The organism is Clostridium bowmanii, assembly GCF_018861315.1.
In the GTDB taxonomy this organism is placed as follows: Bacteria; Bacillota; Clostridia; order Clostridiales; family Clostridiaceae; genus Clostridium_AD; species Clostridium_AD bowmanii.
This window is the reverse complement of the sequence record NZ_JAHLDL010000002.1, coordinates 115,726-142,321: the sequence shown is the minus strand read 5'-3', so window position 1 is coordinate 142,321 and position 26,596 is coordinate 115,726. Positions and strand designations below refer to the sequence as shown.

General features: G+C 30.6%; 26 protein-coding genes and 3 pseudogenes. 8 read left to right on the top strand and 21 right to left on the bottom strand.

Annotated features, from left to right (window positions below):
- Window positions 1–162: 162 nt before the first annotated feature.
- The 7 genes from KPL51_RS01910 to KPL51_RS01880 form a co-directional block, all read right to left on the bottom strand.
- Window positions 163–1,485, bottom strand: a complete 1,323-nt coding sequence (locus KPL51_RS01910) for a DNA cytosine methyltransferase (RefSeq protein WP_216156528.1) — start codon at window positions 1,483–1,485, stop codon at window positions 163–165.
- Window positions 1,486–2,100: 615 nt separating this feature from the next.
- Window positions 2,101–3,204, bottom strand: a complete 1,104-nt coding sequence (locus KPL51_RS01905) for a hypothetical protein (protein ID WP_216156525.1) — start codon at window positions 3,202–3,204, stop codon at window positions 2,101–2,103.
- 1 nt (window position 3,205) lies between these two features.
- Entirely contained in the window at window positions 3,206–5,386 is a 2,181-nt protein-coding gene (locus KPL51_RS01900) for an ATP-binding protein (RefSeq protein WP_216156522.1), read from the bottom strand.
- Window positions 5,387–5,650: 264 nt separating this feature from the next.
- Window positions 5,651–5,887, bottom strand: a complete 237-nt coding sequence (locus KPL51_RS01895) for a DUF2922 domain-containing protein (protein ID WP_216156519.1) — start codon at window positions 5,885–5,887, stop codon at window positions 5,651–5,653.
- A 69-nt stretch (window positions 5,888–5,956) separates the two neighbouring features.
- Entirely contained in the window at window positions 5,957–6,181 is a 225-nt protein-coding gene (locus KPL51_RS01890; RefSeq protein ID WP_216156516.1) for a DUF1659 domain-containing protein, read from the bottom strand.
- 79 nt (window positions 6,182–6,260) lie between these two features.
- On the bottom strand, window positions 6,261–6,794 hold the full coding sequence (locus KPL51_RS01885; protein ID WP_216156513.1) for a sigma-70 family RNA polymerase sigma factor: 534 nt from the start codon (window positions 6,792–6,794) through the stop codon (window positions 6,261–6,263).
- A 445-nt stretch (window positions 6,795–7,239) separates the two neighbouring features.
- Window positions 7,240–7,581, bottom strand: a complete 342-nt coding sequence (locus tag KPL51_RS01880) for a hypothetical protein (RefSeq protein ID WP_216156510.1) — start codon at window positions 7,579–7,581, stop codon at window positions 7,240–7,242.
- A 564-nt stretch (window positions 7,582–8,145) separates the two neighbouring features.
- On the opposite strand from KPL51_RS01880, the gene KPL51_RS01875 reads away from it, so the two are divergent.
- From KPL51_RS01875 to KPL51_RS01870, 3 genes are all read left to right on the top strand, one after another.
- The gene (locus KPL51_RS01875) at window positions 8,146–8,730 is read left to right on the top strand and encodes a hypothetical protein (RefSeq protein WP_216156509.1); all 585 of its coding nucleotides are present in this window, start codon (window positions 8,146–8,148) and stop codon (window positions 8,728–8,730) included.
- 160 nt (window positions 8,731–8,890) lie between these two features.
- Window positions 8,891–9,013, top strand: coding sequence for a hypothetical protein (locus tag KPL51_RS23870; RefSeq protein WP_263628171.1), 123 nt, complete (start codon window positions 8,891–8,893; stop codon window positions 9,011–9,013).
- Between the two features lie 25 nt (window positions 9,014–9,038).
- Window positions 9,039–9,224, top strand: a complete 186-nt coding sequence (locus KPL51_RS01870) for a hypothetical protein (protein ID WP_216156506.1) — start codon at window positions 9,039–9,041, stop codon at window positions 9,222–9,224.
- A gap of 213 nt (window positions 9,225–9,437) precedes the next feature.
- Here the strand turns inward: KPL51_RS01870 and KPL51_RS01865 are convergent, their stop codons facing one another.
- The 3 genes from KPL51_RS01865 to KPL51_RS01855 form a co-directional block, all read right to left on the bottom strand.
- On the bottom strand, window positions 9,438–9,602 hold the full coding sequence (locus KPL51_RS01865) for a hypothetical protein (protein ID WP_216156503.1): 165 nt from the start codon (window positions 9,600–9,602) through the stop codon (window positions 9,438–9,440).
- Window positions 9,603–9,868: 266 nt separating this feature from the next.
- The gene (locus KPL51_RS01860) at window positions 9,869–10,243 is read right to left on the bottom strand and encodes a hypothetical protein (RefSeq protein ID WP_216156500.1); all 375 of its coding nucleotides are present in this window, start codon (window positions 10,241–10,243) and stop codon (window positions 9,869–9,871) included.
- A 237-nt stretch (window positions 10,244–10,480) separates the two neighbouring features.
- The gene (locus KPL51_RS01855; protein WP_216156497.1) at window positions 10,481–11,902 is read right to left on the bottom strand and encodes an IS4 family transposase; all 1,422 of its coding nucleotides are present in this window, start codon (window positions 11,900–11,902) and stop codon (window positions 10,481–10,483) included.
- A gap of 389 nt (window positions 11,903–12,291) precedes the next feature.
- Between KPL51_RS01855 and KPL51_RS01850 the strand changes: the two genes are divergently transcribed.
- The gene (locus tag KPL51_RS01850) at window positions 12,292–13,134 is read left to right on the top strand and encodes a hypothetical protein (protein WP_216156470.1); all 843 of its coding nucleotides are present in this window, start codon (window positions 12,292–12,294) and stop codon (window positions 13,132–13,134) included.
- Window positions 13,135–13,439: 305 nt separating this feature from the next.
- Here the strand turns inward: KPL51_RS01850 and KPL51_RS01845 are convergent.
- The 8 genes and pseudogenes from KPL51_RS01845 to KPL51_RS01810 all read right to left on the bottom strand — a co-directional run bounded on the left by KPL51_RS01845 (window position 13,440) and on the right by KPL51_RS01810 (window position 18,433).
- A pseudogene (locus KPL51_RS01845) lies at window positions 13,440–14,089 on the bottom strand (nucleotidyl transferase AbiEii/AbiGii toxin family protein).
- Between the two features lie 152 nt (window positions 14,090–14,241).
- Complete coding sequence (locus tag KPL51_RS01840; protein WP_216156467.1) at window positions 14,242–14,835, bottom strand: type IV toxin-antitoxin system AbiEi family antitoxin domain-containing protein; 594 nt, start codon at window positions 14,833–14,835, stop codon at window positions 14,242–14,244.
- A gap of 902 nt (window positions 14,836–15,737) precedes the next feature.
- Window positions 15,738–15,989: pseudogene (locus KPL51_RS01835) on the bottom strand (ATPase); the annotation flags it as partial.
- A 2-nt stretch (window positions 15,990–15,991) separates the two neighbouring features.
- Complete coding sequence (locus KPL51_RS01830; protein ID WP_216156464.1) at window positions 15,992–16,156, bottom strand: hypothetical protein; 165 nt, start codon at window positions 16,154–16,156, stop codon at window positions 15,992–15,994.
- Window positions 16,157–16,416: 260 nt separating this feature from the next.
- Window positions 16,417–16,731 (bottom strand): type II toxin-antitoxin system RelE/ParE family toxin, encoded by a 315-nt coding sequence (locus KPL51_RS01825; protein WP_216156461.1) that lies wholly within the window; start codon window positions 16,729–16,731, stop codon window positions 16,417–16,419.
- A gap of 1 nt (window position 16,732) precedes the next feature.
- Window positions 16,733–16,990 carry a type II toxin-antitoxin system Phd/YefM family antitoxin gene (locus tag KPL51_RS01820; RefSeq protein WP_216156458.1) on the bottom strand — a complete coding sequence of 86 codons (258 nt, stop codon included), beginning with the start codon at window positions 16,988–16,990 and terminating at the stop codon, window positions 16,733–16,735.
- Window positions 16,991–17,163: 173 nt separating this feature from the next.
- Window positions 17,164–18,201: a virulence RhuM family protein gene (locus KPL51_RS01815; RefSeq protein ID WP_216156456.1), complete on the bottom strand. Its 1,038-nt coding sequence runs from the start codon at window positions 18,199–18,201 to the stop codon at window positions 17,164–17,166.
- Window positions 18,191–18,433 (bottom strand): helix-turn-helix domain-containing protein, encoded by a 243-nt coding sequence (locus KPL51_RS01810; RefSeq protein WP_216156453.1) that lies wholly within the window; start codon window positions 18,431–18,433, stop codon window positions 18,191–18,193. Before KPL51_RS01810 ends, KPL51_RS01815 begins: the two co-directional genes overlap by 11 nt.
- 1,727 nt (window positions 18,434–20,160) lie before the next feature.
- Between KPL51_RS01810 and KPL51_RS01805 the strand changes: the two genes are divergently transcribed.
- The 3 genes from KPL51_RS01805 to KPL51_RS01795 all read left to right on the top strand — a co-directional run bounded on the left by KPL51_RS01805 (window position 20,161) and on the right by KPL51_RS01795 (window position 22,462).
- The gene (locus KPL51_RS01805; protein WP_216156450.1) at window positions 20,161–20,952 is read left to right on the top strand and encodes a transporter substrate-binding domain-containing protein; all 792 of its coding nucleotides are present in this window, start codon (window positions 20,161–20,163) and stop codon (window positions 20,950–20,952) included.
- Between the two features lie 93 nt (window positions 20,953–21,045).
- Window positions 21,046–21,726, top strand: coding sequence for an amino acid ABC transporter permease (locus KPL51_RS01800; protein WP_216156448.1), 681 nt, complete (start codon window positions 21,046–21,048; stop codon window positions 21,724–21,726).
- Window positions 21,727–21,736: 10 nt separating this feature from the next.
- Complete coding sequence (locus KPL51_RS01795) at window positions 21,737–22,462, top strand: amino acid ABC transporter ATP-binding protein (RefSeq protein ID WP_216156768.1); 726 nt, start codon at window positions 21,737–21,739, stop codon at window positions 22,460–22,462.
- Between the two features lie 233 nt (window positions 22,463–22,695).
- On the opposite strand, the gene KPL51_RS23865 is transcribed toward KPL51_RS01795, so the two are convergent.
- From KPL51_RS23865 to KPL51_RS01780, 3 genes and pseudogenes are all read right to left on the bottom strand, one after another.
- On the bottom strand, window positions 22,696–22,773 hold the full coding sequence (locus tag KPL51_RS23865; RefSeq protein ID WP_216156766.1) for a type II toxin-antitoxin system RelE/ParE family toxin: 78 nt from the start codon (window positions 22,771–22,773) through the stop codon (window positions 22,696–22,698).
- A 110-nt stretch (window positions 22,774–22,883) separates the two neighbouring features.
- Window positions 22,884–23,159: pseudogene (locus KPL51_RS01785) on the bottom strand (VapE domain-containing protein); the annotation flags it as partial.
- Window positions 23,160–23,975: a metallophosphoesterase gene (locus tag KPL51_RS01780; protein ID WP_216156445.1), complete on the bottom strand. Its 816-nt coding sequence runs from the start codon at window positions 23,973–23,975 to the stop codon at window positions 23,160–23,162. It abuts the pseudogene before it with no gap.
- A gap of 468 nt (window positions 23,976–24,443) precedes the next feature.
- Here KPL51_RS01780 and KPL51_RS01775 point away from each other — a divergent pair, with 468 nt between their 5' ends.
- Entirely contained in the window at window positions 24,444–26,453 is a 2,010-nt protein-coding gene (locus KPL51_RS01775) for an alkaline phosphatase (RefSeq protein ID WP_216156442.1), read from the top strand.
- The last annotated feature ends 143 nt before the right edge of the window (window positions 26,454–26,596 follow it).

Below are 26,596 nucleotides of genomic sequence, written 5' to 3'. Positions count from 1 at the left end.
TTCTAGTTAAGCTTTTAAAGTGCTTTTTATATTTTTCTTATCATAAATAGCTCTATTATTCTATAATTAGGATTTAATTCACCACCACACCGAAGATGGAAAAACAAAAAAATAAGTTACGATTATTAATCATAACTTATTTTTTGTAGTTTATTTATTATTTTATAATATAAATAATTTTTTTATTGATTTTGCTATTGCCTGTGCCATTAAAGGTGGAACAGCATTACCAACTTGAACATACTGCCAAGTCCTAGGCCCTTCGAATTTAAAATTATCAGGAAAGCTTTGAATTCTTGCCGCTTCTCTAACAGTAAGTGACCTACATTGATTAATATCTGGATGTATATTATAATGTCCATCCTTTGATATATGGGCTACAATTGTATGTGGTGTTTTATTCCAGCCATGAACTTTGAACCTATCTAAAAATGACTCAACATTTTTATGTGTTCTTCTTAATTCAGGTAAATCAGAATAGTAGAACTTTTCCCCATTATTAGATTTAATAATGGCATCTCCGTAAGTCTTCCTATCAAAATCTTTGATATTTCTTGCTTGATGATTTATTATTCCGGAACTATTTTCTCTCATTAAAAGTTCAAATTCTGAAAGCTCTACATTAAAACCATAGGGCTGCAACTTATTTTCATCGCCTTCTCCAGGTTGCAATTTTAATAAATCGCCTATAGCATTTTTTGTAACCTTCTCTTCATTAAAAGTATTAATGCAATTATCAAAATTAAGATATTCTGATTTAAGATCATTTCTAACTCCAAATAAAATCATTCTTTTCCTGTTTTGATATACACCAAAATCAGCAGCATTTAAAATGTTATCTTTATGCTTTTCATTTAATCCTGACTTTAAAGTATAACCTATCTTTTCAAAATAGTCCTTTATAGAATTAAAAATTTGTCCATTCTTAGCTGTCAAAATACCTGGTACATTCTCAAAAATAAATATTTTAGGTTTAAAATAATCCACTATATTTTTATAGTAATAGAAAAGGTAGTTTCTTTTATCTTGACCTACACTCTCACCCATTCTAGCCCTTCCAATAACTGAATATGCTTGACATGGAGGCCCTCCAATTATTACATCAACTTCTGTTTTATTATTATAGTTCATAGCCTTTTGTATTAGTTTTATAATTTCTTGTGTTGAAGTTACACCTTGTTCATTTTTAGAATTACCAAAGGTTTTATTTAGAACTTCCAATTCCACTTTTTCTTTTAACTCAGGATATTTATTATATATTATTTCTCTTGCTTCATTAATTTTTTTATAATCGCATCCACTCATCAAATATTTTTTATATAATTCAAGATCATTTTTTTGTAATAAGTAATAAAAACATATACGTGTTTTTAATGTTTCACATGCCCATTTTTCTTTCTCAACATGGGCTACTACCTCATACCCTTCTTTATAAAATCCTTCTGTCAACCCACCTGCTCCTGAGAATAAATCAATAACTACCATAAACTCACTCTTCCTCTGTATACTATATTAACTCCTATTATATGATTTTAAAATCTTATAATGAATAAAATTATAACACTTAATTATAACATGTCCTAATATAATTTGTTTTACTAATCGTTAGCAAATAGAACATCTTTACTACGTTACCTATTACTATAGTGTTGTCATAGGCGCTTCATCAAAAATTACATTCTTATTAGAATGTAATTTTAACTCAACTCTACTAAGAAATCACTGGTTTCCCACTTTCTCAAAGTTACCATGAATTGTAAGAAGATGACTGGAGGATACCATCTTGATATGGAAACTATATGCCTTAGTACCACCTTCCTCTTATCTTGCAGTTGTTTTTAATGATCTAGTATAATTGTTTAGACACTGCTATATTTTCTTTAATGATAGATCATCGCTTATTACTCCTGTGCCTTTAGTAAATTCAATTCACATAACAGTTCCGATGATTAAATAATTTTTTATGTGCTCTAATTCCATAATATAATATTAAGAATTATAAAAACACCAGATATCTCTGATGTTATGGATTTAGCCATTAATTTCACACTAAATAACTGTCCCTTCACAAGTTGCACGTATTCTCAGCCATCTAGATATTTACAATAATATTTTCTTATATATTGCGTTTATATCTAAATTAGGCTGCCCTTGTCTAGAATAATATTGTGAAAATCTAGATATAATATCTTTAATAAACTCACTTGATATAGTTCCTACTCGCTTATATTCAACTTTAAGTTCCTTTACTTTAACAGATTTAATTTTTCTAAAATCAATAAATCCGCCACTAAATGCATTAGTTTGAGGTAAGAAATGATAATTTAATGAGTAAGTATTATTTAATAAACTCAAAATTTTAAATTTAGCCTTATCATCCGAATTGTCTTTTTCTAATTTTTTCTTTGCATCCTTTATTTGACTGAAGTTTATATCCTCGATTTTGCCTAAAACAATATTTTGTACTTTCCCATTTGTAGCCATATCACAAGGTGGCATTAGAATTATATAGTTTATGCCTACTTTCTCTACTATATCTCCTGTAAAATAGTTCTGTTTTATAGGAGGCACAATATAAAATTCTGAAGAATGATAAACTTCAAATTCTCCGTTTTCATCTGTTTCAAATCCTTCTTTTAAATGATTTATTATATACCTTGAAACTATTTTCTCTATTTTAGTAGTGTTATCACTTTCACTAATCCAATATTCTAAATTAGTTGAGATTCGTTCCCAAAATATTTTTGTTAATTCTTTAATTATTAGTCCATCCTCACCTAAAATTTTAGTTATTCCAGTATTATAGATTTTTTTTAGAACATTAAAAATCTCTACAATTTCTATACTTCCTCTCTCGTAAAATCTAAGTAAACTAGTTTCATTTTTCAATTCAGGATCTAAATCACCCATAAATCCAGATACAACAATTGCAGGCATTCTTAAATTTCCAACTATACTTTTAATAATTACATTTCCTTCTGCGGCCTCAATATTATCTTGATTCAATTTCAAATCAACTATTGCCCCATCATATTTATTATTCTTTATAGCATTTATTCCATCTTGTAAAGTCGTGTTAAAATCAGCCTCTATAATAAAGCCATCTTTTTTATTATCTTCATTAAACAATTCTAAATTGTCTTTATAATTAACAATTTCATTTTTGTCATCTTCAACTATTAATAATCTAAAACTATTTTCCACACTAATCTTCCTCCGTTCCTATAACCTCTAATCTAAAATGAGCACCATTCTCCCAATAAATAGCTTTCAATTTACAATTATTTCTATCACTCGCCTCTCCTGCTAAAGCCAATCCTAGCCCAGTTCCTTCATTATTTTTTTTAGTAGAAAAATCAGGTTCAAAAATTATCTTACTTTCAATAAAATCTTTTCTTATTCCTAATCCATTATCTGTAATATCTATATATTTTAACTTATCTTTAAAATTGATATTGACTTCTATAAATTTATCTTGCGCATCTGCCTTATCTAACCAATAAACGCAATTTTCAAATAAATTTGTGAAAATAATATAAAAATCCTCTTCCCACCCATTAAATTTTATATTATCTTCACAATTTAAACTAAATTTTATATTTTTATTTTTAATCTCATTTTCAAAAACCTGATAACTACTATTTATCACTTTTTTTATATCAAAATCTTTTGCTAGACTTCTTCTATTTGATGCTAACGGTGTTAACCTACTAAATAGTTTACTCAATTTTTCAGCCTGCTCTTTAGATGTTAAACTTCTATTCTTAATTTTTAACAACAACTCTTCTGACGGATCTTCTAATATTTTATCAACAGTATTTTGGATAACACCAGCTTGACTTTTAAACCAACTTAATGGTTTTCTCCCTTCGTGTAATACTACCTTTATTATTTTACCTAAAGTAGCTTGGCCTTGGTATATAGCTATTATATCTTCGATTTTTTTTAACTGGCCTGCCTTTTCTTTTTCTGTTTGCTCTATATACTCTTTAATTTTAACTATTTTGTCATCTTCTATATTAGATAAATTAAGAATTTTTTCTATCTTATCCGATAGCTTTTCAAAATCAAACAAGCTACTTAATTCCTTCTGTAATCCAACATTAGACCTGCCTCTGCCTATAAGCTTTCTAATTTTATATCTTCTTATTTCCAATTGATTAATAGCTTCTTTCAAAAGTGATTTTAAAGTTTCAAAATACATGTCTTCTTTTAAACCATCTCTTGCACTTTTTTCTTCAAGATGAGAATTCTCTTCTGCTTCAATTTCTATAAACCCAATAACTTGATTACTTCCTATTCTTTTCGCTGGTGTTTGCACTCTTGTTTTATCCAATTGTAACCAATCATAGCCTGGATCACCATATGGTCTAATTCTAAATTTTCCTCTATAAATTCCTATACCGGACATACTATTCAAAAGATGCCTAGTATCCCTTTTCCCTAATAAATTTTCTGTATATTCTTCTTTTAGTCCCCTATTAATAATTTGTTCTAATGAATCTGGATCTCTATCAAAAACCCTTATATCAATATTTACTTTTCCAATAGCTTCATTTTGGGGAATAAATGTTGATACATCAATTTTCTCATTATGAATTCCCTTCATAACTTGTTCCTGAAAAATCAAATCAAACTTACCATCTTTGCTTACACTACCGTACAATCTATAATCATAAAAATCTATTAAAGGTATAGGCAATATCTCAATGACTTTATTTTCATATTCTTCTACTATAAAATCTTTAAACATTATTTTAATACTAAATTTATCTTTATTATTTCCCCATGTTGTTATTGGAGATAACATTTTTTTTAACTCATCTATTAATAATTCAACTTCTCTTTTAGACCAATTATATAATTTATCTTGGCTACCTGTTATTTGAATATTAGTTTGACTTTTTAAATTAGTTTTTTTTAAGTCAATATTAATATCAACATCTTCTAAGAACTCATGATTTTTAAACTCGTCCCAATTAATATAAAGTGAGGTTTCATTTCCAATAATGTCTACTGTTTTTAATACTACTTCTTCACCTAAAATAGCTACAGCATAACGACCAATTCCTTTTCTCCCTTGCAACCTCCTTCCTTTTGGACTATATTTTCTAATCAATTTATCATTAGTAGCAGGTACCATCCATTTATTAACAACAGTATCAAAATTCATACCATGCCCGTCATCATGAATATTAAGCTTTATATTTTCTTCCTCTGTTTCTTTAGTAGTAACCATAGAAAATTCTATATCAACATTATTAGCATCTGCATCATATGAATTTTTTACCAATTCAACTATTGCAGCTGTAATATCCTTAATAAGTTCTTCCCCAATTGATGTCACTATCCTAGCTGAAGGTTTAATTTTATATAATTCGCCCATTTCATTTCCCCTTTCTGAACTAAATTTGTATACTTCCAATAACATTATACCAAAGATGTATATATTTAGACAAATTGTTATTTTATTATTTAATAAGAGGGCCCCTTCGTTCCCCTCAAACACCTCCGAGGACCAGAAAATTACCATGTACAAGCAACTTCGACTAGCAAGAATGTAACTTCCAGTTTTTATTCTACCCCCCCTCTAACAAACATTTATAAAAAAAAATGAGAGCCAGTAGATTTATCTACTAACTCCCTTTTCCTATGCTACTTCAACTGTACTAGTATCCGTAGTAATTATCTTAGCATCTTTCTTGCCAACCAAGCTACCATTAGCTGATGCAAAAATGTTCTTTGCAATGACTAGATCCATTAGAGCATTTGCCTGCGCATCAGTTACAGTTGGAACTCCATCACCATCAGCTTTAATGTCATCTACAGTTAGTGTAAAATATTTACCTTCTGTAGCTGTTAAAAATCTCATAACTAATTTATGCATATCACTTTTCCTCCTTTAATTTATTTGGACCAGGACTCTGGATTTTCTACTTTCCCTTTCAAGTTAAAACTACTCAGTAACTAAGCTGTACTGATCTTCTCTGTCTAATCCAAACAATGGGTAAGTTTTGATGTTAGAGATTGCTTGTCCTACGGCAAACATGTCTTCATCTGATGCCGCAACTTTTAGATTACTTAATCTTTTTGTTGCATATTTGTCTTTGCCTTTGATGTCTACTCCTACCTTCATAGTAAGCTTTAACGCACTGGCTACCTTTGTTGATACAACTGCCATGTAAATCACTCCTTTCATTTTGTTTTCATTGAATATATATGCTGCTGGAAAGTTTTGTGAGAAATTTTTATAAATAAATCTACATTAAGGACCGGAGCTTTTCTAGAGCTTTTCTCTTAATTCTTGCAAGTTGATGATAATTTTTATCGCTATCACAAGCTATTTCTCCAAGGGACTGGTCCATAAGATAATATCTTTTTATTATTTCGCGCTCTAGTGGATCAAGTTTTTCTAGAGCACTATATAACTTTTCCACTTCATAGTAAGCTATTACCTCATCCTCTAGGGTGAATTCATAATCTCCACAGGTATCAAAATCTAACATATCATTGTTTGGCACCTCTCTAAAATGCTTTATTTGTCCTTTCAAAAGTGCTTTGAAATTCATTTTTATAGTATTTATGCAATAGCCATTAAAGCTGTTGCTACCTAATTTATACATTGCTATAGCTCTAATCACGGATAGATATCCATGCTGGATTAGGTCTGTTAAATCAAAACCTGGAATGTGATATTTTGAAGCCTCCTTAAATATTAGATACTTGAATTTTTCTATTATTTCTTCTGTAGCTCCTACCTCTTTAGCTTTAGCCCTTTCAATTAATTTTTCCACAATATACACCGCCTTGTTTTTAGCAAACAGAACTTGTCCACTACATTACCAATTTCTGTAACGGGGTCGCACCAGCCAACCAATAAATGTAAAACACATATAAAAGATTATAGTCAAACTGAATATTAATTTATAGAACCGGGCATCCCTATTTATAGTTGGCTATCCAGACCCACTAGCGCGTAAATAAGTTAACTGCCATAGTAGCTAGTGTTAGTCGCGTAAAAAAATACTACTCTACTAATTACACTCTATCATTTAAACATTAACATATTGTTGCCTACCAGCTTTTATTTATCTATTCTTACAAAAGAATTAGTTTCATCTTATTAAATCTTCACCAAATATTTTATTAGCAAACACCAACTTCCAGTTTATGTAATGACATCGAGGGACGTAACAATAACTGGAAGTTATTATTTGCTAGTTACGGATCTTATGCTCTCTAATTCATTACCCATTGCATAAAAGGAGTTCTATTGTCAGGATTGGATTTTTCATGTCCGTACCAATGATTTGTTACAATAAAAACTTTTTCTCCTATTGCATATTTTTCAGGATAGTATCTTCGATGCCCTGAGTTATCATTGTAATAATCTTTTGAAACTTCATCTAATGTAGGTACTTCAGATAATATAGCAAACCGACACAAGAAATTTGCGCTACAATAATCTCTATTAGTTAACAAATTGATATTTTTTTCTGTAAGCTTTCCTGTCTTATTCAATATATTAAGGCAAGTAAATATGAACTGTTTGTTTGGCATTCTTGATAATATTTCAATCATGTGTTAATCTCCTCCCAATTTACTACATATAATTTGATTTTAGAGATTGCTTAAATGACCCACATTTTACAAGGTTAGCAAGTAAAAAACTGTTCTTTGCTACGTTTTGCCCATTTTTCATTTTTAATAATTTCCGCACATCCATACTTAACTTGTATAGTTATTTAAGTTCCCTCAAACTATATTTCTACATTAATTTCCAATTTCCTCTATATAGAGTAACATTTTTGTCAATAAGTACTAATTAATCATTCCAATCAATTAGAGAAAGCCAAACCCTAATTTCTGTATGAAATAAACTTTTGCGGATACATATATTTTATTTTTAATAGCGAAAGCATAATCTCCCGTGCAGAAATTCGTAATCCATATGTATAGTAGTAGTAAGCAAGAAAAAAGCATGAAAATAATTAGAGGGGTGATCTTATGTATACATGTTATCATTGTAAAAAGAAATTTAAAAATGAGCCCTATATATCTTCTAATAGTAGAAAGTACTGCAGCTCCGAATGTATTCCAGAGTCTGGAATTGACCAACCTTATTCTTTTGAATAATTTACTTTTATGGATAGAATAAGAGATATTGAGATTGGTATTAAGAGCATTAAAACCCTTGATGATAGAATTGAACTAGAAAACGAAATTGAAGAATTATCGACTTCCTATACTCTTGAAATTTATGGAGATTATGAGGGGCTGTTTTATAAACGTCAAATTGGTCTTTTTCTTGATACCTTAAGTGAACTATATAATAAAGTTCATAATATATTTATGGAAAGAAAATATGATTCAATGCCTTTTGTTATTATTAATTGGGAAGATTTAAAAAGAATTATTGGAGAAGAGGATGCGAACCTAATTTTTGATATTTTTAATGATGAACTAGATAAGTTTATTTTTGATAATGCTTATTTCACATGGCCCGACTATATGTATAAAACTATTGATTGTAGTTATGAAAGCAAACTAAAATTTGCTACAATGCGTGATGCAAAGCATGTCCGAAAAATTTATCTTGATAGTTTTAAAGATTCTTTCAATGTATGTTTTCTTAATCTTACTGAAGATCAATTAGATGAGTTGGATATCTATACTTATTGCATTGATATTTTTACCCTCCATCACTGTGTTGTATGTGGAGGCTGGTAGCTATGGGAACATTTTACGTTTTATGATAATCTTAAACTTTATAAATGTGAACACTGTGGTTGTAATGCATATGACCAACTATACCAGGATGAAGATTAAAATTAGGATTTTATAATTATAAGCTTTTGCAGAGTAAAAATTATTTTTGGGGGAATTGTTTATGACTAGAGAAGTAAAAATAAAATGGCAAAAAATATACTATCCATCAGGAACATTAAATATAAAGGATTTACTAAAATGGATTGTAAGGTTAATAAATTATTACCCTGTGGGGAAGGAATAAAATTTTTTAAGGATGTCAAAAAAATATGGAACGAAACTTTGCTGACTGGTTTATTGAAATAGGCACAGAGTACTATAAAAACGGTAACATAAGATTTATAGGCGAATTTAACAAGGGCCCAAGAAATTATTATGGACCAAGATATTTTGTTTTTGGTAGATTGTTCAATGAAAATGGTATACTTTGGTATGAAGGTACTTTTAATATTTAACATAGCTTAATAGGGTATCCTTTATTAAGAAGAGAAGAGTCTTTTAAAGATGGTGTAGAGTTTAATCATGATGGCACAATTAAACGAAACTTTATAGGTGGCACCTAAAAATCACCTCTTAGCAAATAGGACTTCTTACGTAATATAAAAACAGCTAGTAAATAAACTTTACTAGCTATGAATTTAATATATTGTTAACCCAGCTTGGCATAATTATTTACCTATTACCTTTTCTTGTTCTCTTTGTAAAACCATATTAGATAACATCATATAAAAATCTTGCTCTTGTTTACTCTTTGCCTTCCTAAATAATCCCTTTAATTGACTATAAGACATGCCCAGGAATATGTCATATATTTGGTTATTTCCATCACTCATATCTATTACCTCCGATTGAAACTATTTATATAATATTATATACCAATATACTAAAATATTAAGCAGCTCTTATAACATCCTTTCTGTTTATTTTACAAAAATTCGCTTCCAAAGTTGTTAATATTGCAGCATATGAGATGATTAGCAAACAGACCTTGTCCAATACATTACAAATTTCCGTGCTCCATAACAGAACTTGTCCACGACGTTACCAATTTCTGTAATGGGGTCGTGTCAGCAATATAAAAATAGGCAATTGATTAGAATCATGTACCACTAAAGTAACCGAAATTAGAAAAAGTATCTTTTAATCCACTCACACTTCTTTCATTATATCCCTTAGTAGCACAGCTTATCTTAACTGGTATTACTGCTTTACCATTTAAACCAATTGTTGCTTTATAAGTAGTATTAGTGGATTTATAATGGCATATTATTTTAACAGACCCTTTTGCAGGACCATTTACAGTAACTTTAACTATTAAGTTCTGCAAAGGTGTCTTGTTATTTACACTTGACGATACTTTTACAGAATTTAGTGTTTGTGCAGATACCACTTTAGTCTTAAAACCTAAATTAGTTGCTTCTGGTACTACTACAATGTTAGGTAATAGATAAAATGAAAAGATAAAGATTAGCAAACATAAACTTCCAGTTTATGTCACGACCTCGGGGGACGTAACCATAGCCATCAACCTTATAATTCAATAATCTACCAAATATTAAAAATGCTTATTAAGTTCTAATTGGAATTAGTTATTAATAATTATTTTTAGTTGTAAAAGCTAATCGGAAATTATAGCTATTTTATTGTAAACTTAATAAGCCCATGTTAAATAAGTGTAAAAATGTTTAAAATGAGTATTTATACCCCAGTATTAAACTGCCATTTTTAACAATACTCTTTCGGTCATCTTCATGGTTTGTAGGATTCTAAATGCCGTTTTCTTCCCTTTTTTAATAGATTTTATACCATAGCGTTGAATGGATGTTGATATACGCCGAAATAGTTCAAATAAAATTACTTTGCTTCTAAAAATATTTCTATATAGTTCATTAAAATATTGCCTCACAATTCCAAAGGACTTTAGGTCACTTAATTCTTTACCTGTTGCAGAATAAGTAATCTTACGTACTGTAAAAACTATGGTTGAAGTTAGCAATAACATTATTAACCTACCATAAATAAAACATTGAATTCTTTCTAAACCAGCTTTCTTTACCTCATGAATTTTAAAAAGTGATTTCCATACTTTAAACATTATTTCCACCTGCCACCGCAAAGTGTACAACAGGTGCACTTCCTCCATAGCTATCATTTCACAAGTTACATTAGTTATGTAACAATTAAAGTCAAGCCACCATTTGTTTTGTTCAAGGCCCTTTATTTTACCTCTGTCTTTCATTTTTTTATTATTAATTTCTTTTTTTCTCTTGCATTCTTCTGTTAATTTAGTTAAAATTAATCTACATTTGGTACTATTTTTAAAGGTATTTCCTATGTAAATGTTATTGAACTCTAAGGTTTCGCCTTCCGATAAAGGCTCTGCGAGTGATTTAAGATCTACATAGGTGTACCTTTTTCTTATTGTAGCTTTTCCTTTAAATCCATATTCAATAATTTCCTCTTCTTTATAAAGATTAGTATTAACTTTAAGTCTAGAAATGTAGAAGGCTTCTTTTTCCTCAATAAGTTTTAAATCTGCAGTTTTAAAATATCCTAAATCTTTTAAAGATAGATCTCCTTTTTCAATAGTGTCTTGCAGTGTTGGAAGGTATGTAGCATCTGAAACTGAGCCCGCTCCAAGCTCGCAGTGAATAAATTCACCAGTCAATAAATCGTACTGTAATTGAATTTTTACAGATGATTTTATACCGCATCCCTTATATTTAGCTGCATGCTTATCATCTAATTTAAAACCAGTAGAATCAACTATTGTTATCCTATTAAAATGGCTTTTCAATAAAGGCTCATTACTTCTTAATACCTCATTTTGAATATTTAGCATATCGTGAAAAACCTTCTTAAGAAAATTCACAGCTTCCCCGTTAAATCTTTTACTTAATGCTTGAGGTGAAATTGATATCTTTTCATTAGCTTCTAATTTTGCACACAAATCTGATAATGACGAAGAACATAAATCTTCACCTAAAAAGGTGCATAGATTTAAAAAACTTCTAGCAGAAACCTTTCCTTTTCTTCTTATAAACAAATTCTTTTTAGCCATTTTTTCAATCTTACTAAGGTTGTACAACTCACCCAAATTATGAATTATTCGCATTATTTTCTCCCTATTCATCGTAAATAACATCCTTTCACATAGTTTTATATATAATTACATAAAAGTTATATATACACTAATTATATATTATTTAACAATAAAACAAAAAACAAAAGGTGTATTTTATACCATAATTAGGTATAAAACACACCTTTTATTAAAATAAATATTGATATTTTAAATCATAACTTTTACCCTGTTTTTACTCGCATTTATATGAGATTTAATAAAAAAATTCATTGCTTACATTTAATGGTTCTGTTAGGTTGATGGCTATGTTACGACCTCGGGGGACGTAACAATAACTGGAAGTTATTGTTTGCTATTGACAGTATGTAAAATAAAGTATTTACACATATATATAAATTAGCAAAATAAAGTTATGTCTAATTAAAAGGGGGAATTATGTGAAAAATTTATTCAAACTATCAAGTATAACTAAAGGTCTAATTTGTGTATTTTTAATTATTCTAACAATTATACCCAACAATGTTTTTGCAGTTACTAACACTAAAAAAGTTAGTGCAACTAATGGCAAAGTTACAGTAACATTCAAATATGCATTGACTACAACACAAAAAATAAAGGATTTTGTTGTAACTCAAAGCATAAATAAGGGTACTACAAAGGTAGTAAAACCAACAAAGATTACTAAGAATTCAACTAAAAAGATTATTGCTTTAACTGTACCCGTTATAGCAAAGACATCTGCAATTCAAAGTGTAGTTTATAGAGTATCATATAAAAAGGATATAAGTATTAGTTCGACAGCAATGGTTATAGCAAAAGTTCCAGTAATTGTAGCAGATAAAGCTAATGCAGCAATTGCTCTTGTCGTAAAATCTTTACCAGGCATGGTGTATAAAACATTAGGGACAATTAAAGCTGGTACAGCGGTGGGTGTATATGGTGGCGTACCTGTCGGTATGGATCAGGATGACTGGTATGGTTATCAGCAATATGGCTGGTCCAAAATTAAATATGGAAATGTATATGCCTGGGTCAAAACACATGAGCTAAGATTTGCTAATCCATATAATTGGGCACCAGGAATAAAAGAAAAATTTGAAAATGATATAGTAAAACAAGGATATGCTCGTGACAAAACAAGCATTCACTATAAAATTTATGAACTAAATAAACTTCCTGCTGGTACTATTGGTGCAGAAAGCTATCAAGTTTATACAGATGTTTCAGGACAACAATGTGTGGTGATTGTGAATGTAAAAACAGGTTGGTATCATGGTTAAGCAATAGATAATTTTGACAAACCAACAGAACTATATAAATTAATTTCTAAATTATATAAAAGAGTTTACAATAATTTAACTGTAGGCTCTTTTTACTTTAAGTTTGACAAGTAATATGGGCTTATTTTCATTTTGTTACATTTGCGCTTAGTAGCAAATTCGCTTCGCTCATAAAAACCCCTTGGGGACGTGAACAAATTGTAACCACAATTTGTTTTGCAGTTACATACATTTATTTTTAATAACAAACAGAATTTGCCCATACCTACACCTTATAAATCTATCAAATTCCATAACTTTAAGACCTAATCCTTAACATCATTCCATGAAATATCATAAGCATAACTATATTTTTTCTGGTACCTACTCCAATGATTATAAGAAATATCACTTGAGAAAACTTCTTTAAGAGTTAAGTCTCCATCAGATAAAACATTCAACGACCCTCTTTTTTCTGATGTTCCAATAACTGCTTTGCTCAATAAGATTTTATCAATATTGTTACCCTGCAACTTTAAGAGAATATAAATATCATAGAAATCCCTCATTCTTGTATTTGCAATGCCTCTCGCAATAATTGTCTCAAGTTTTCAGCTATCACCGTTTCAATATTGTATGCAAGAATATTAATGCTTCTATCTTCTAGCAATAAGTCGAATGTATAAACAACTTCCTTTGGTGTAATTTTATCACCAGTAGTAATATCTACCTTCAATGGAATTCTAGCATCATCCATTTGCGTTTCTAGTGATACTCTAAATCCATTGTAATCATCTTCATCACGTATCTTTTCTGTTTTTTTAAGTTCTATCTTAACTCCATCATCTATTGGTACTGACAAAATAGCATCAAAGGCGCTTTTAATAGATCCCATGCTAACTGGATAAGATTTTATGGTCGCATCCATATCAATCGTTGATCTCATATCTACACCAACTATTGCAGCTACTAACATACCACCTTTTAGTATAAATTTATCTTTAAATTTAGATAGAGATATCCTCTCAAGAAGTCTTTCCAGCATATAGTTTCTCAACAGGATTTGGGCATTGATATTCTTTTCTTTAGTCATATTTTTTATTAAGTCTTTTATTTGTCTTAAGTTTCTCATAGTAAAATCTCCATATAACTTCTTATAGTATTTTTAACGCCTAATTCTTTAGCATATCTTAGCAACAATGGAATATTCTTATCCTTATTATATAAATACCTCTTAATACCTTCATTTAAAATTGCAACATCCATATTATTACGGTTACGAACAATATCACAAATAGTCCTTTCCTTGCAATATACTTTAATAGGCCTTCCATATAAAGTTTTTAACTGAGCTACACCTATTAAATGGAGTTCCCTTTTAACAGTATAGACTTTAATTCCTGCTTCTCTTAAATTTGACCCATTATATCCAGTGGGAATGGTAACCGACCATTCAAGTGGATCCCTATCTGTCAATTCATGTAAATATAGCGCAGTCTCGTGTGAGAAAACAATCCTCTTACTTTTAACTTGAAGTGTATACATCTCATCCTCAAATGACTCAAGTGTCAGATATACGCCATGTGTGACTCTCTCAAGCTTATTCTCTCTGGTAAAAATCGTTAGATAATGACGTGGGATGCCTGCATCTTCAACCTCTTTAGTAATAATCAGACCTTTTTTTTTAATTATTAATTTTTCTAGTTGTTCTCGATAATTCATACTATCATCCTCTTTTTGCATTTATGCTCTTATTATACACCATCAAAGCATAAGTGCAAAGTTCTATTTTATATTTTTTTCAATTCCAGCACTAATGACATCATTAGCAAACACAAACTTCCAGTTTATGTCACGACTATTTGGAAAGAAAATATAATTTAATGCCTTTTTTTATTATTAATTAGGAAGATTTGGAAAGAATTAATGGAGAAGAGGATGCTAACCTAATTTTTGATATTTTAAGGATAAACTTGATAAGTTTACTTTTGATAATGTTTATTTCACCTGGCCCGACTATACGTATCAAACCATTGATTTTAGTTATGAAATCAAACTAAAATTTACTACAATGCGTGATGCAAAGCATGTCGGAAAACTCTTTCTTGATAGTTTTAAAGATTCTTTTAATGTATGTTTTCTTAATCTTACTGAGGATCAATTAGATGAGTTGGATATCTATATTTATTGCATTGATATCTTTACCCTCCATCACTGTGTTGTCTGTGGAGGATGGGAGCTATGTGAATGTTTTACGTTTTATATTAATCTTAAACTTTATAAATGTAATGAACACTGCGGTTGCAATGAATATGACCAACTATACCAGGATGAAGATTAGAATTGGGATTTTATAATTATAGGCTTTTGCAGAGTAAAAAATTTTTTTTGTAGATATTTTTGGCAAGAGAAGTAAAAATAAAATGGCAAGAAATATACTATACGTCATGAACACTTAAATATAAAGGATTTACTAAAATAGATTCTAAGATAAATGAATTAATACCCTATGGAGAAGGAATAAAATTTTTCGAGAATGGAAAAAAAATATGGAAGGAAACTTTGCTGACTGGTTTATTGAAACAGGCACTGAGTACTATAAAAACGTAACATAAGATTTATAGGAGAATATAACTACCAGACAGTGTACTCTCTTGGTTAAATGATATTTCTTGTGAAATATAACTTTTTATTAGTTTCACTGCTTCTCTAGCACATTTCATTTGAAGATCATTATCTTGCCAAGAACCTATACTGGCTACAATTTCATCAGTATTTATTCTCTTTTCATCTTTATTTTCATTATAATAAATAGACTTATATATTGAAGTTTTACCAGCACCATTGGCACATGCAAATATTGTGTACGTTGGCATAATTATTTACCTATTACCTTTTCTTGTTCTATTTGTAAAACCATATTAGATAACATCATATAAAAATCTTGCTCTTGTTTACTCTTTGCCTTCCTAAATAAATCCTTTAATTGACTATAAGACATGCCCAGGAAAATGTCATATATTTCGATCTTTCCATCACTCATATCTATTACCTCCGATTGAAACTATTTATATAATATTATATACCAATATACTAAAATATTAAACAGCTCTTATAACATCCTTTCTGTTTATTTTACAAAAATTTGCTTCCAAAGTTGTTAATATTGCAGCATCTCAGATTAACAAACAAAAACTCCCAGTTTATGTAACGACCTCCGGGGACGTAACAATAATTGAAAGTTATTGTTTGCTACCTCAAAACGGAATCCGTTGATTTTAGACTTCCTGTTAGTGATTTTATCTATAATAATTTCATCCAATCTCTTTTATTATATAATATTCTAATAATCGTAACTGTATTGCTCTCCTCAGTGATAATATAAAACACAATATAATTATCTACTAAAAATTTTCTTATTCTTTTATATGCCAGTCTATCATCAAATACTAAAACATTTCTTAATGGCATATCTTCTAAGGTAATAATTTCTTTAGCTATTTTTAAAACCACCTTTTGTGCGGTTTCAGGTTCTAAAAGTTCTTTAGATATATATGCACCAATTTCATATAAGTCTTTTTCAGCAGGTTCAGTAATTTGTATATTATAGGTACTCATTTTATAAATCTTTCTGTATGTCGGCTAACGCTTCTTTGAAAGGTCTTACTTTTTTCTTCTGCATCGCTTCTACACCTTCGTCAATTAATTTATACAATTCAAACTTACCCACAAGTTTTTCATAAGTTTCAATGCTCATAACTGCTAAATCACCTTTACCGTTTTTAGTAATATAAACTGGCTCATTATACTCATGGCAGAATTGTGATATTTCACCATACTTATTTCTTAAATCTGAGCTTGGTATTATTGATGGCATAAAATACACCTCCCGCTTAATATATCAATATTATATCGTTATTTCGATATATAATCAAGTCTTAAAGCTAAAACTTTAAATTTCGGACACTATTTTCTAATTCTTTCAAGCTTACTTAGAATTTATATACGTCAGCCATCTGTATTACAACCTTTCTATTCCTATCACTTATGCTATTCTTTCATACCATCCTCTAAAGTTGCGAATCTATCAAAATCACTTTCATAGAGCCTATCCTGAACGATACGATATTTTTCAAATTCCGTTTCTGCATGCAGTTTTGCTTGCTCGGCACTTATTTTACCAGCTCCAATCAGCAGCTCATTGCCATTGAATTCCAAAAAACCATCAAGACGTTGCGCCCAATCCTCCATGCTCATTGGAAGCCTACGTTCTGCCTGCAATTCTGCATAATCAAGATATAGCGATACAATTCTTTCTAAATAGGACATTTCCTTGTCATTCAGATAATTCTTTGCAATCGCAACATCAGATTTAACAATTTTTCCTTGGGGTACAGATTCCCATGTAATCAATCCCATATGTTCTTTTTCAGCATCAGCTCGTTCTACAATCAGTTCTGCTGCAGTATGCCTGTGAACTGCCCAATGCATTTTGTTTTGTACTGTTTGGAAAAACTGCCTTGTAGTCTTCGAATTTTTACCATAATCAAAAGATGTAGCATACAAGTCTGTGATTTTTTGATAAAACTTGCGTTCAGAGAGCCGTATTTCACGAACGCTTTGTAGCTGACGCTCAAAATATTCATCCGTAAACATATGACCCTTTTTCAGACGTTCCTTATCCATCGTCCATCCTTGAATTGTGTAATCCTTGACAATTTGACCTGCCCATTTGCGGAATCGTACAGCACGTTCATTATTGACTTTAAAACCTACCGCAATAATTGCCTGTAAATTATAATGAATCACTTCGCGATTTACCTGACGGGATCCCTCAGTTTGAACTATTCGGAATTTCCGAATAGTTGAGTCTGGAGCAAGTTCAGCATCATCATATATTTTTTTTATGTGTTCATTGATGGTTGGCAGACTAACATCATATAATGCTGCCATCATCTTCTGTGTCAGCCAAATATTCTCTTCTTCATAACGCATTTCCAAGCTTTCATCACTATCACCAACCGCAGCAATATATGTTAAATATTCAGCAGCAGATGAATGTATCGTTACTTCATTCTTATTCTTCATAGGTTTGTCCCTCGTTTCCAATTTGAATTTTTTCACCATTTTTAAGCACAAAAGTCTGTTCATAGGTTACACTCAGTGCATCAGCTATAGCTATCATTTCTTCGGAAGACAATGATGCTCGATTCAATTTTTTATTAAAATTCTGCGGACTTTGACCTATTCTTCTACAAAGTTCTGCAATGCTTATATTCTGTTTGTCACATAATTCTCGAACCATATCCGATGTTGTCATTCTCCACCTCCACCTGTATAAATACTATTATAAACCTTATGGTTTATACTTACAATCTTATATTCTATATTTAAAAAAATTTTACAAACGTAAAAGCATCCTTCTAATTTATTTTAAACTAGCAAAGAGTCTCCAAACTTTACTTTTTTCGATGTTGCAATGCACTGTTAAGTATATCAGCAAACAGAGCTTGTCCACTGCGTTACCAATTTCTGTTAGCAAACATAGACTTCCAGTTTATGTCACGGCCTTGGGTGACATAACAATAACTGGAAGTTATTGTTTGCTTCTGTAACAGGTAAAGGATGTTTTGTAGCTGAACACTCATCCGATGATATGCTTCAAAAGCGCAACGAAATGATCCTAAAGCAAATGGTTAATGACACTTCATATTACAAATCTCTTGGACTCACCATAGAAGAAGTTTTTGAGCTAATGAGGAAGGTTTACTGAGAAGGTATGAGTATGAACTCAATATATAGTAGAAAAGGTAAAAGTGCCCTTGCAAATAAGGAACCAGTTTGTTTAATTATATAAAGGTAGAAAGTGGTTAATATGTTTGATACAATAAGAGAAATTAAGAATATTTTGTTAGAACTTTTCTAAAAATAAGTAGATAACTACGAGTTAAGGATTAGTTATAGAATCTTCTTTATTAAGTTTAAACCTCATTGGCAACCCCTCTTTACAATGACGACATCTCCAGAATATAAGGGATATTGCAAAAAACAGTGTGAATAATGAAATTCCAATAATCTCGATTAACATTGAATTAAATAATGGACCAATGAAACATATCGGTATAGATGCAAATAAACATAATAGAGAAAACCTTCGGTACTTGACTGGTTTCTTGAAAAAAATGGTTTTAACCACATTAAGGCCTTGATATTTAAAAGAAATAAATACATAAAGTATAAAATTTGGAAGTGCTTATTCATATTATTAATATACCATAAATAACTCAAAATAAAAATGATTGTATATAATCTTCTATGATTTATTTGAAATAATATTAAGCATAACATACGATTCTCATTCCTTCATTATTATCTAGATATTAAGTAGTATTAAAAATGTACCTTGTATTTACCTTTAATAAATATAGCTCGTTAATTATCAGCCTGATTACTTCTTTTTATGATTTTAGCAAACAATAACTCTCAGTTTATGTCACGACCTCTAGGGACGCAACAATAACTGTAAGTTATTGTTTGCTTCAATATTAATACTTAACATAATATGAATTATTAGATGTGGCATTAATGCAAATAGTAATCAATTGTCGAAATTGGCACTTTCTTGACAATAAGCATAATACATGTTATAATTACATTATATTATAGTTGAAAATAAACAGAATAATATAATAATTGAATTTTATTAAATAAGCAGTTTTGCTTATACTTAAAACAGATAAAATTAGTAGCTTAAACACTTTAATACTATGGAATAGCATTAGAGTGTTTTTTTAAATTAATTTAATGCATAAATATTAACGATTTTTCGAATATTACTAATATTGTAGATAATTTATGATAGCAGAGGATAATAGTGTTCCTTCATTAACTTAATTACATTATGTAAGGAGTTGGAATTGTGAAAATGGTAATTAAAAATGGTTTTGTTAGTAATTATAAAAACACTTTTAATCACAGGGTGAGTATACGAAAATATTGGATAAAGTTAAGATATGCACCAAATAAGTATAATTGGAGGGGGAAAGTATGAATAAAAAAATTATTGTAACAGTAGGACTCGGACTTTTATTAGTTGGTACGTTAGTAGGGTGCAAGAATAATAATAAAACAACCTATGAAACTATCATGGATAAAAAAGAGATGACTTACACAATGTCAGCGGTGTATCCACCTTTTAACTTTATTAATGATGATGGAGACGTGGCTGGGTTTGATATTGACATAGCCAATGCTATAGCTGAAAAAATGGGAGTTAAGGCAGTTCCAATTACAACTGAATGGGAAGGGATTGTAGCTTCACTTATAGCTAATCGATCTGATATGATAATTGGGAGTATGGCTATTACTCCGGAACGTAAAAAGAAAGTTAACTTCACCGCTCCTTATTATCATGGTGGAGCACAATTTTTTGCTAAAAAAGGAACAACCCTAAAGAGCATAAAAGATCTAAAAAATGGTAAAGTAGGCGTTGTAACAGGAACAACTTTCATTCAAGCATTAGATAAAATGGATAACATATCTAAGGTTCTCCAATTCCAAAGCGACATAGACAATTTTAAGAGTGTAGTTCAAGGTAGGTCAGATGGACTTGTAACAGATTACTTTGTAGGACTCGAAGCACCTAAAAAATATGGGGTTGATATTGAAGCTGTTGGCAAATTACTTTATGTTGAAGATAATGCTATTGCAATAAGAAAAGAAGATACAAAATTATTAGAAGTAGTAAACAAAGCATTAAAAGATATTATAGCGGACGGAACATATGAGAAAATTAGTATGAAATGGTTTGGTATCAATATTCAAAATATAAATAAATAGTTTTATTCTTGTTAATTTTCACAAAATCTATCATTGAGTTGTGATAAGCAACTTATAGCTTTGTGAGATAACATTAAAAATGGGAGGAATTTTATGACCGGATTATTACATAGTATAACTACATTTTTTACAACTGTAGTTAAGTTCGCCCCTAAATTTGTACCAGGGGTTATATGGACACTAGAGTTAGCATTTTTTTCAATATTATTGGGTACACTTCTTGGACTTATAGTAGCTATGTTAAAGTTAACTAATAAAAAGTATTTAACAGTTTTTGTTGATTTATACGTTACTATTGTTAGGGGAACGCCTCTATTATTACAACTTTATTTTATATTTTATGGGTTACCTAATATGGGGATAATGATTGCGAGTTTTCCATCAGCAGTTATTGGATTAAGCCTTCATAATGGTGCTTATATTAGTGAAATTTTTAGAGGGGCTATTGAGTCTATTGATTTCGGACAAAGAGAAGCGGCAAGATCCCTTGGCATGAGTAGGTGGCAAGCGATGCAACGAGTTGTTTTACCTCAAGCTTTTAAACGGTCCATACCTGCTTTAGGTAATCAGTTTATTATAGCTATTAAGGACTCTTCACTTGCTAGTGTAATAACAATTACCGAAATTATGTTACTTGCAAAACAATATTCATCAGTAACTTATGATGTTTTCCCTATTTTCTTTATAGCGGGTGTTTATTATCTTGCAATTATATTAGTAGTTACAAAATTGCTTAAAAAGATTGAATTAAAATTAAAAATAAGTGAGAGGTGATTGTATGAGTATGATAGAAGTTAAAAATTTACATAAGTCTTTCGGAGATCTTGAAGTATTAAAAGGCATTGATTTAATAGTAAATGAGGGTGAAGTACTTTGTTTGATTGGAGGCAGTGGTTCAGGAAAAAGTACACTGCTTAGATGTATTAATTATTTAGATAAAAAAACAAAAGGCGAGATATGGATTGATGGAGAAATAGTTCACACTAGGGAAGGTAATATTAATTCTATCCGTCAAAAGGTTGGTATGGTTTTTCAACGGTTCAACTTATTTCCTCACATGACTGTTATTCAAAACGTTATGGAAGGACCAGTTACTATTAAGAAAATGTCAAAAGCTAAAGCAAGAAAAATTGCATTGGAACTTATAACAAAAGTGGGCATTGAAGATAAAATAGATGAATATCCTGCAATGTTATCTGGTGGGCAACAGCAAAGAGTGGCCATAGCCAGGGCGCTGGCTATGGACCCTAAAGTTATTCTGTTTGATGAACCTACGTCAGCTCTTGATCCAGAACTTGTTGGAGAAGTGCTAAAGGTTATGAAAGACCTAGCCAAAGATGGAATGACAATGATTGTGGTAACACATGAAATGGGATTTGCAAAAGAAGTAGCCGACCGTGTTATTTTTATTAATGAAGGTGTCATTGCAGAAGAAGGCCCTCCAGAGCAAATCTTTGAGAATCCTCAAAATGAAAGATTGCAAAGCTTTTTAGCACAAATTTTGGTATAGATAATTTATTAAGAAGTATTTAGTTAAGATCCATGGGTGATTTCAAATGCCCTCATGGATTTTTGTTTTTTTATGGCACGTATTAAAAACATAGAAAAGTGCAGAATCAATGACTGTAGTTATGAAAGCAAGACTTTGGAGCTCAGTCGTTCAGCTATTAAGAAAAGCCTAGCATAATTCCTAGGCTTTTCGATTATTTGATTATAGTGTAGTGTGTTCTTATTTTGTTAATTTTAATAATGACCTTTACAACTTACAATATAGATATTTTCATTATCAATACTATAAATAAGTCTATGAACATCTGTTATTCTTCGACTCTATTGGCTCCCTTTTCCTATGCTACTTCAACTGTACTAGTATCCGTAGTAACAATCTTAGCATCTTTCTTTCCAACTAAGCTACCATTTGCTGATGCAAAAATATCCCAAGGTTTAGATTCAGAGATTCCGCCCACCTTTACAGGCCAAAATCTTCTACCACCTGTGGTGTCTCTTAAAAAACCTGCTTCTTGATTTGTAGTTCCTACAATAATGCACTGCCTTGGATGTTCTTCCACTACTCGTCCATAACTTGCTCTAAATTTATCGTCCTGCCTTGTTAAAAAGGATTTTAAAGTATCCTCATCAACTTTTCTAATACCTGCAATTTCCCCAATTTCTAAAATCCAACTTCCTTGCAATTTCTCTGCTGCTGTCTATTTTGGGGAAGATATAGTAAAAAATAAGGACAAGAAGTCAATAACTCGTAAGAAACCATTTCCACCTTTTGTACTCCCCTGATAGTCTACTAAATACTGATAGACTTCTGATCCAGCATCGTTATTTCTTACAATATTATTAGCTCCTTGGTCGTGACCGTTGACAGTCATGAATATCTGATTGTTTTTAGAAATGAATTTTTCCCATATCTGCTCTGGCGAGTTATTCTCAGCACGCTTGTATGTATAAGGCTTGGAAGCCATCTCTCTCTGTGGTCCAATAAGTGTATGTGTCACAACGATAGTAGGATTATTGGGATATCTATCAACCACGGTTTGTGCCCAAGCAAGTTCATCATTGGTAGCATCAATGTCCAAAAATACAACTAAAAAGTTATGCCCTTCGGCCTCAAATGTATAGACACTGTTCATCTCGTTGTCAGAGCATTCAATATATCCAGGATTATCTTGTGCTCTAGATTTACCAAAGTATTTAACAAAATCCTGACGATTAATTGATAAATCGTGATTCCCAATAGTTACTCCGTATGGTACCTTGTTGTTATCTAGAGTATCCATTGCAGCTGTTGCATTTTTCCACTCAGCTTCTGTTCCCCCGTCGACTACATCTCCTAAATGCATTGCAAATTTTATATCATCTTTTTTAAAAAAATCCGCCAACCACTGAGTTTGATCATTAAATATTTCTGGATATTGAACCGCATATACTTGTGTATCAGGTAGTAAAGCAATTTTAAATTTACCGTCATTATCAAATTTTTTTTCTGGTACTAAGTTGATATTCGTCTCCACTATAGGCTCGTCAACTGCGTATGTGGGCTGAATATATCCAATAGAAAAAGATACAGTCATTTGTAGTATTAACGTAAACACAGTTAAATTTCTTAATCTTTTATACATTATTTTTCACCATCCAAATAGTATTATTGCATAATTTAATTATAGGTGTGGTTTGTTAAGCTTGTATTATTGGCGAGTTAATAAAGTATTGTTTTTCATACTAAAATAGCCATGAATATATTTTTTACATAGTCAATCCTATTCAGCTTGTAAAAAACTCCAAGGCCCATAAAATTACTGCATTGCTTATGTGAATAATAAGGTTTAATTTTAAAATAAATTTTTGACTCGACTATATTTTACATTAGCGGTATCATTATAATTAACATTAAGTTAACATGTTTATAACTTATTCATAATTTGCGGTTGTTATTATTCAAGTATAAACATTTCTAATAAAATTATTAGGTGGAATTATTTATGCTAAAATTTAGAATGAAAATTACTGCATTAACTTGTACCGCAATAATTGTTAGTCAATTTTCAGTAGGTCTATTACAACCAATAATGGGCTTTTCGAACATTGTTAGCGCCAAAGAAGTAACCCAAATAAAAAAAGCTAAAAATGTAATAATGATGATACCAGACGGATGTAGTGTTGAGACGGTTACCCTTGCAAGATTATATTATGATTTAAAAAAAGATGGCATTGCAGGGAACGATACTTTAAACATGGATTCCATATTAACTGGACTTGTACAAACACATTGGCAAGATGGTCCTATTACAGATTCTGCTCCAGGTGGAACTGCTTATTCTATTGGATTTAAAACTGAGGACAAGCATATTGGAACTTTAAGTACAAAAGATGGAAATATTCCTAAAGCAACTGTACTCGAGGCTGCAAGAGAGGCTGGTAAAGCAACTGGCATAGTAGTTACATGTGAAGCTACACATGCTACACCAGCTGATTATGCATCTCACTCTGCAAATAGAAGTCAATATAATTCTATAATGAAACAAATGGTTTACGGAGATTTTGATGTAGTATTAGGTGGTGGAGATAGCCTATTAAGTTCAGAAGCTATGTCATCAGATGGCAAAACTCAATATAGAAAAGATGGAATTGACCTAAAAAAAGAATTAGTAGCTATGGGTTATGAATATGTTACCAATAAAACCCAATTAAATTCAACAAAAACTTCTAAATTCTGGGGTATGTTTGCACCACAAGCAATGTCTCCTGACATTGATAGAGAGAGATTAACTCCTGAAGAGCCAACTATAGAAGAAATGACAAATAAAGCTATAGATACATTATCAAAAGATAAAGATGGATTCTTCTTAATGGTTGAGGGAAGTCAAATAGATTGGGCTGGACATGCTAACGATCCTACTCAAATAGTTAGTGAAACAGTAGCTTATGATAAAGCAGTAAAATCAGCAGTAGATTTTGCTAAAAAAGACGGAAATACTGTGGTAATATCAGCATCTGATCATGGTTGTGGTGGTGGTACTCTTGGTGTGGTTGGCCTTGGTGTGGTTGGCCTTGGTGTGGTTGGCCTTGGTGTGGTTGGCCTTGGTGAGAATATTGGTAAAAATTATTCCTCAGTTACTTTTGAAGATACAGTTATAAAACTAGTTAATGCTAAAGCATCTAGTGGCTTAATAGGAACAGAGCTTAAAGGTAAAGATGAAGCTACTATAAAGTCTACAGTAAAAGAATATTTCGATATAGAAAATTTAACAAAAGAACAAATTACAGAATTTCAAGCTGGTAACCTAAAATCAGTTATAAGCAAAATCGTTGGTATAGGTTGGTCAACTAACAATCATACAGCTGGCGATGTTGGATTATACTGTTATGCTCCTGCAGGAATTGAAAAAATAACAGGGCTTGTAGATAATATAGATGTTGCTGCATATATAGAAAAAGTAGCAGGTTTTGATTTATCTTCAATGACAGACAAATTATTTAAAAATGCAAAAAATGAATTTGAAAAATTCGGTGCAACTGTATCTGTAGATACGAATGATTTAGATAATCCAGTAATAAATATTAGTAAATCAGGACACACTTTAAAACTTAATGGATTTACTGATAATGGAGTATTTGATACAACAAAAGTTAAATTTGATGATATAAGTATTTTAATTACTAAAGATGCTAAAACTTATAATGCTGAAGATATATATGTACCAAGTGAGGTAATAACTAAATTTGAGGCATATGTTAAAGCAGGCAAAGTAGTAGACATTAAACCTATAGTTAAACCTATAGTTAAGCCCGTAGTAAAACCTGTAGTAAAACCTTCACATATAAAAGCTGGATTTGTAACTGCAAAATCTTGTTTAAAAGTTAGAAGTTCAAATAATTTAAATTCTTCCAAGTTAGGATTACTAAAATATAATTATTCTGTAAAAATAATTGGAGAAGTAGGAGATTGGTATAAAATATGTTACGGAAAAAGCTCAGGGATATATTTATAAAAATTATATAAAATTTTAGGATAATATAAAAGAGCAACAGAAATGTTGCTCTTTCTTTAGCATCCAGATGGTTGCAATCTGTGAACCTGACATGATTAGTAAACAGAATTTCTTCATTACGTTACCAATTTCTGTGATGGATG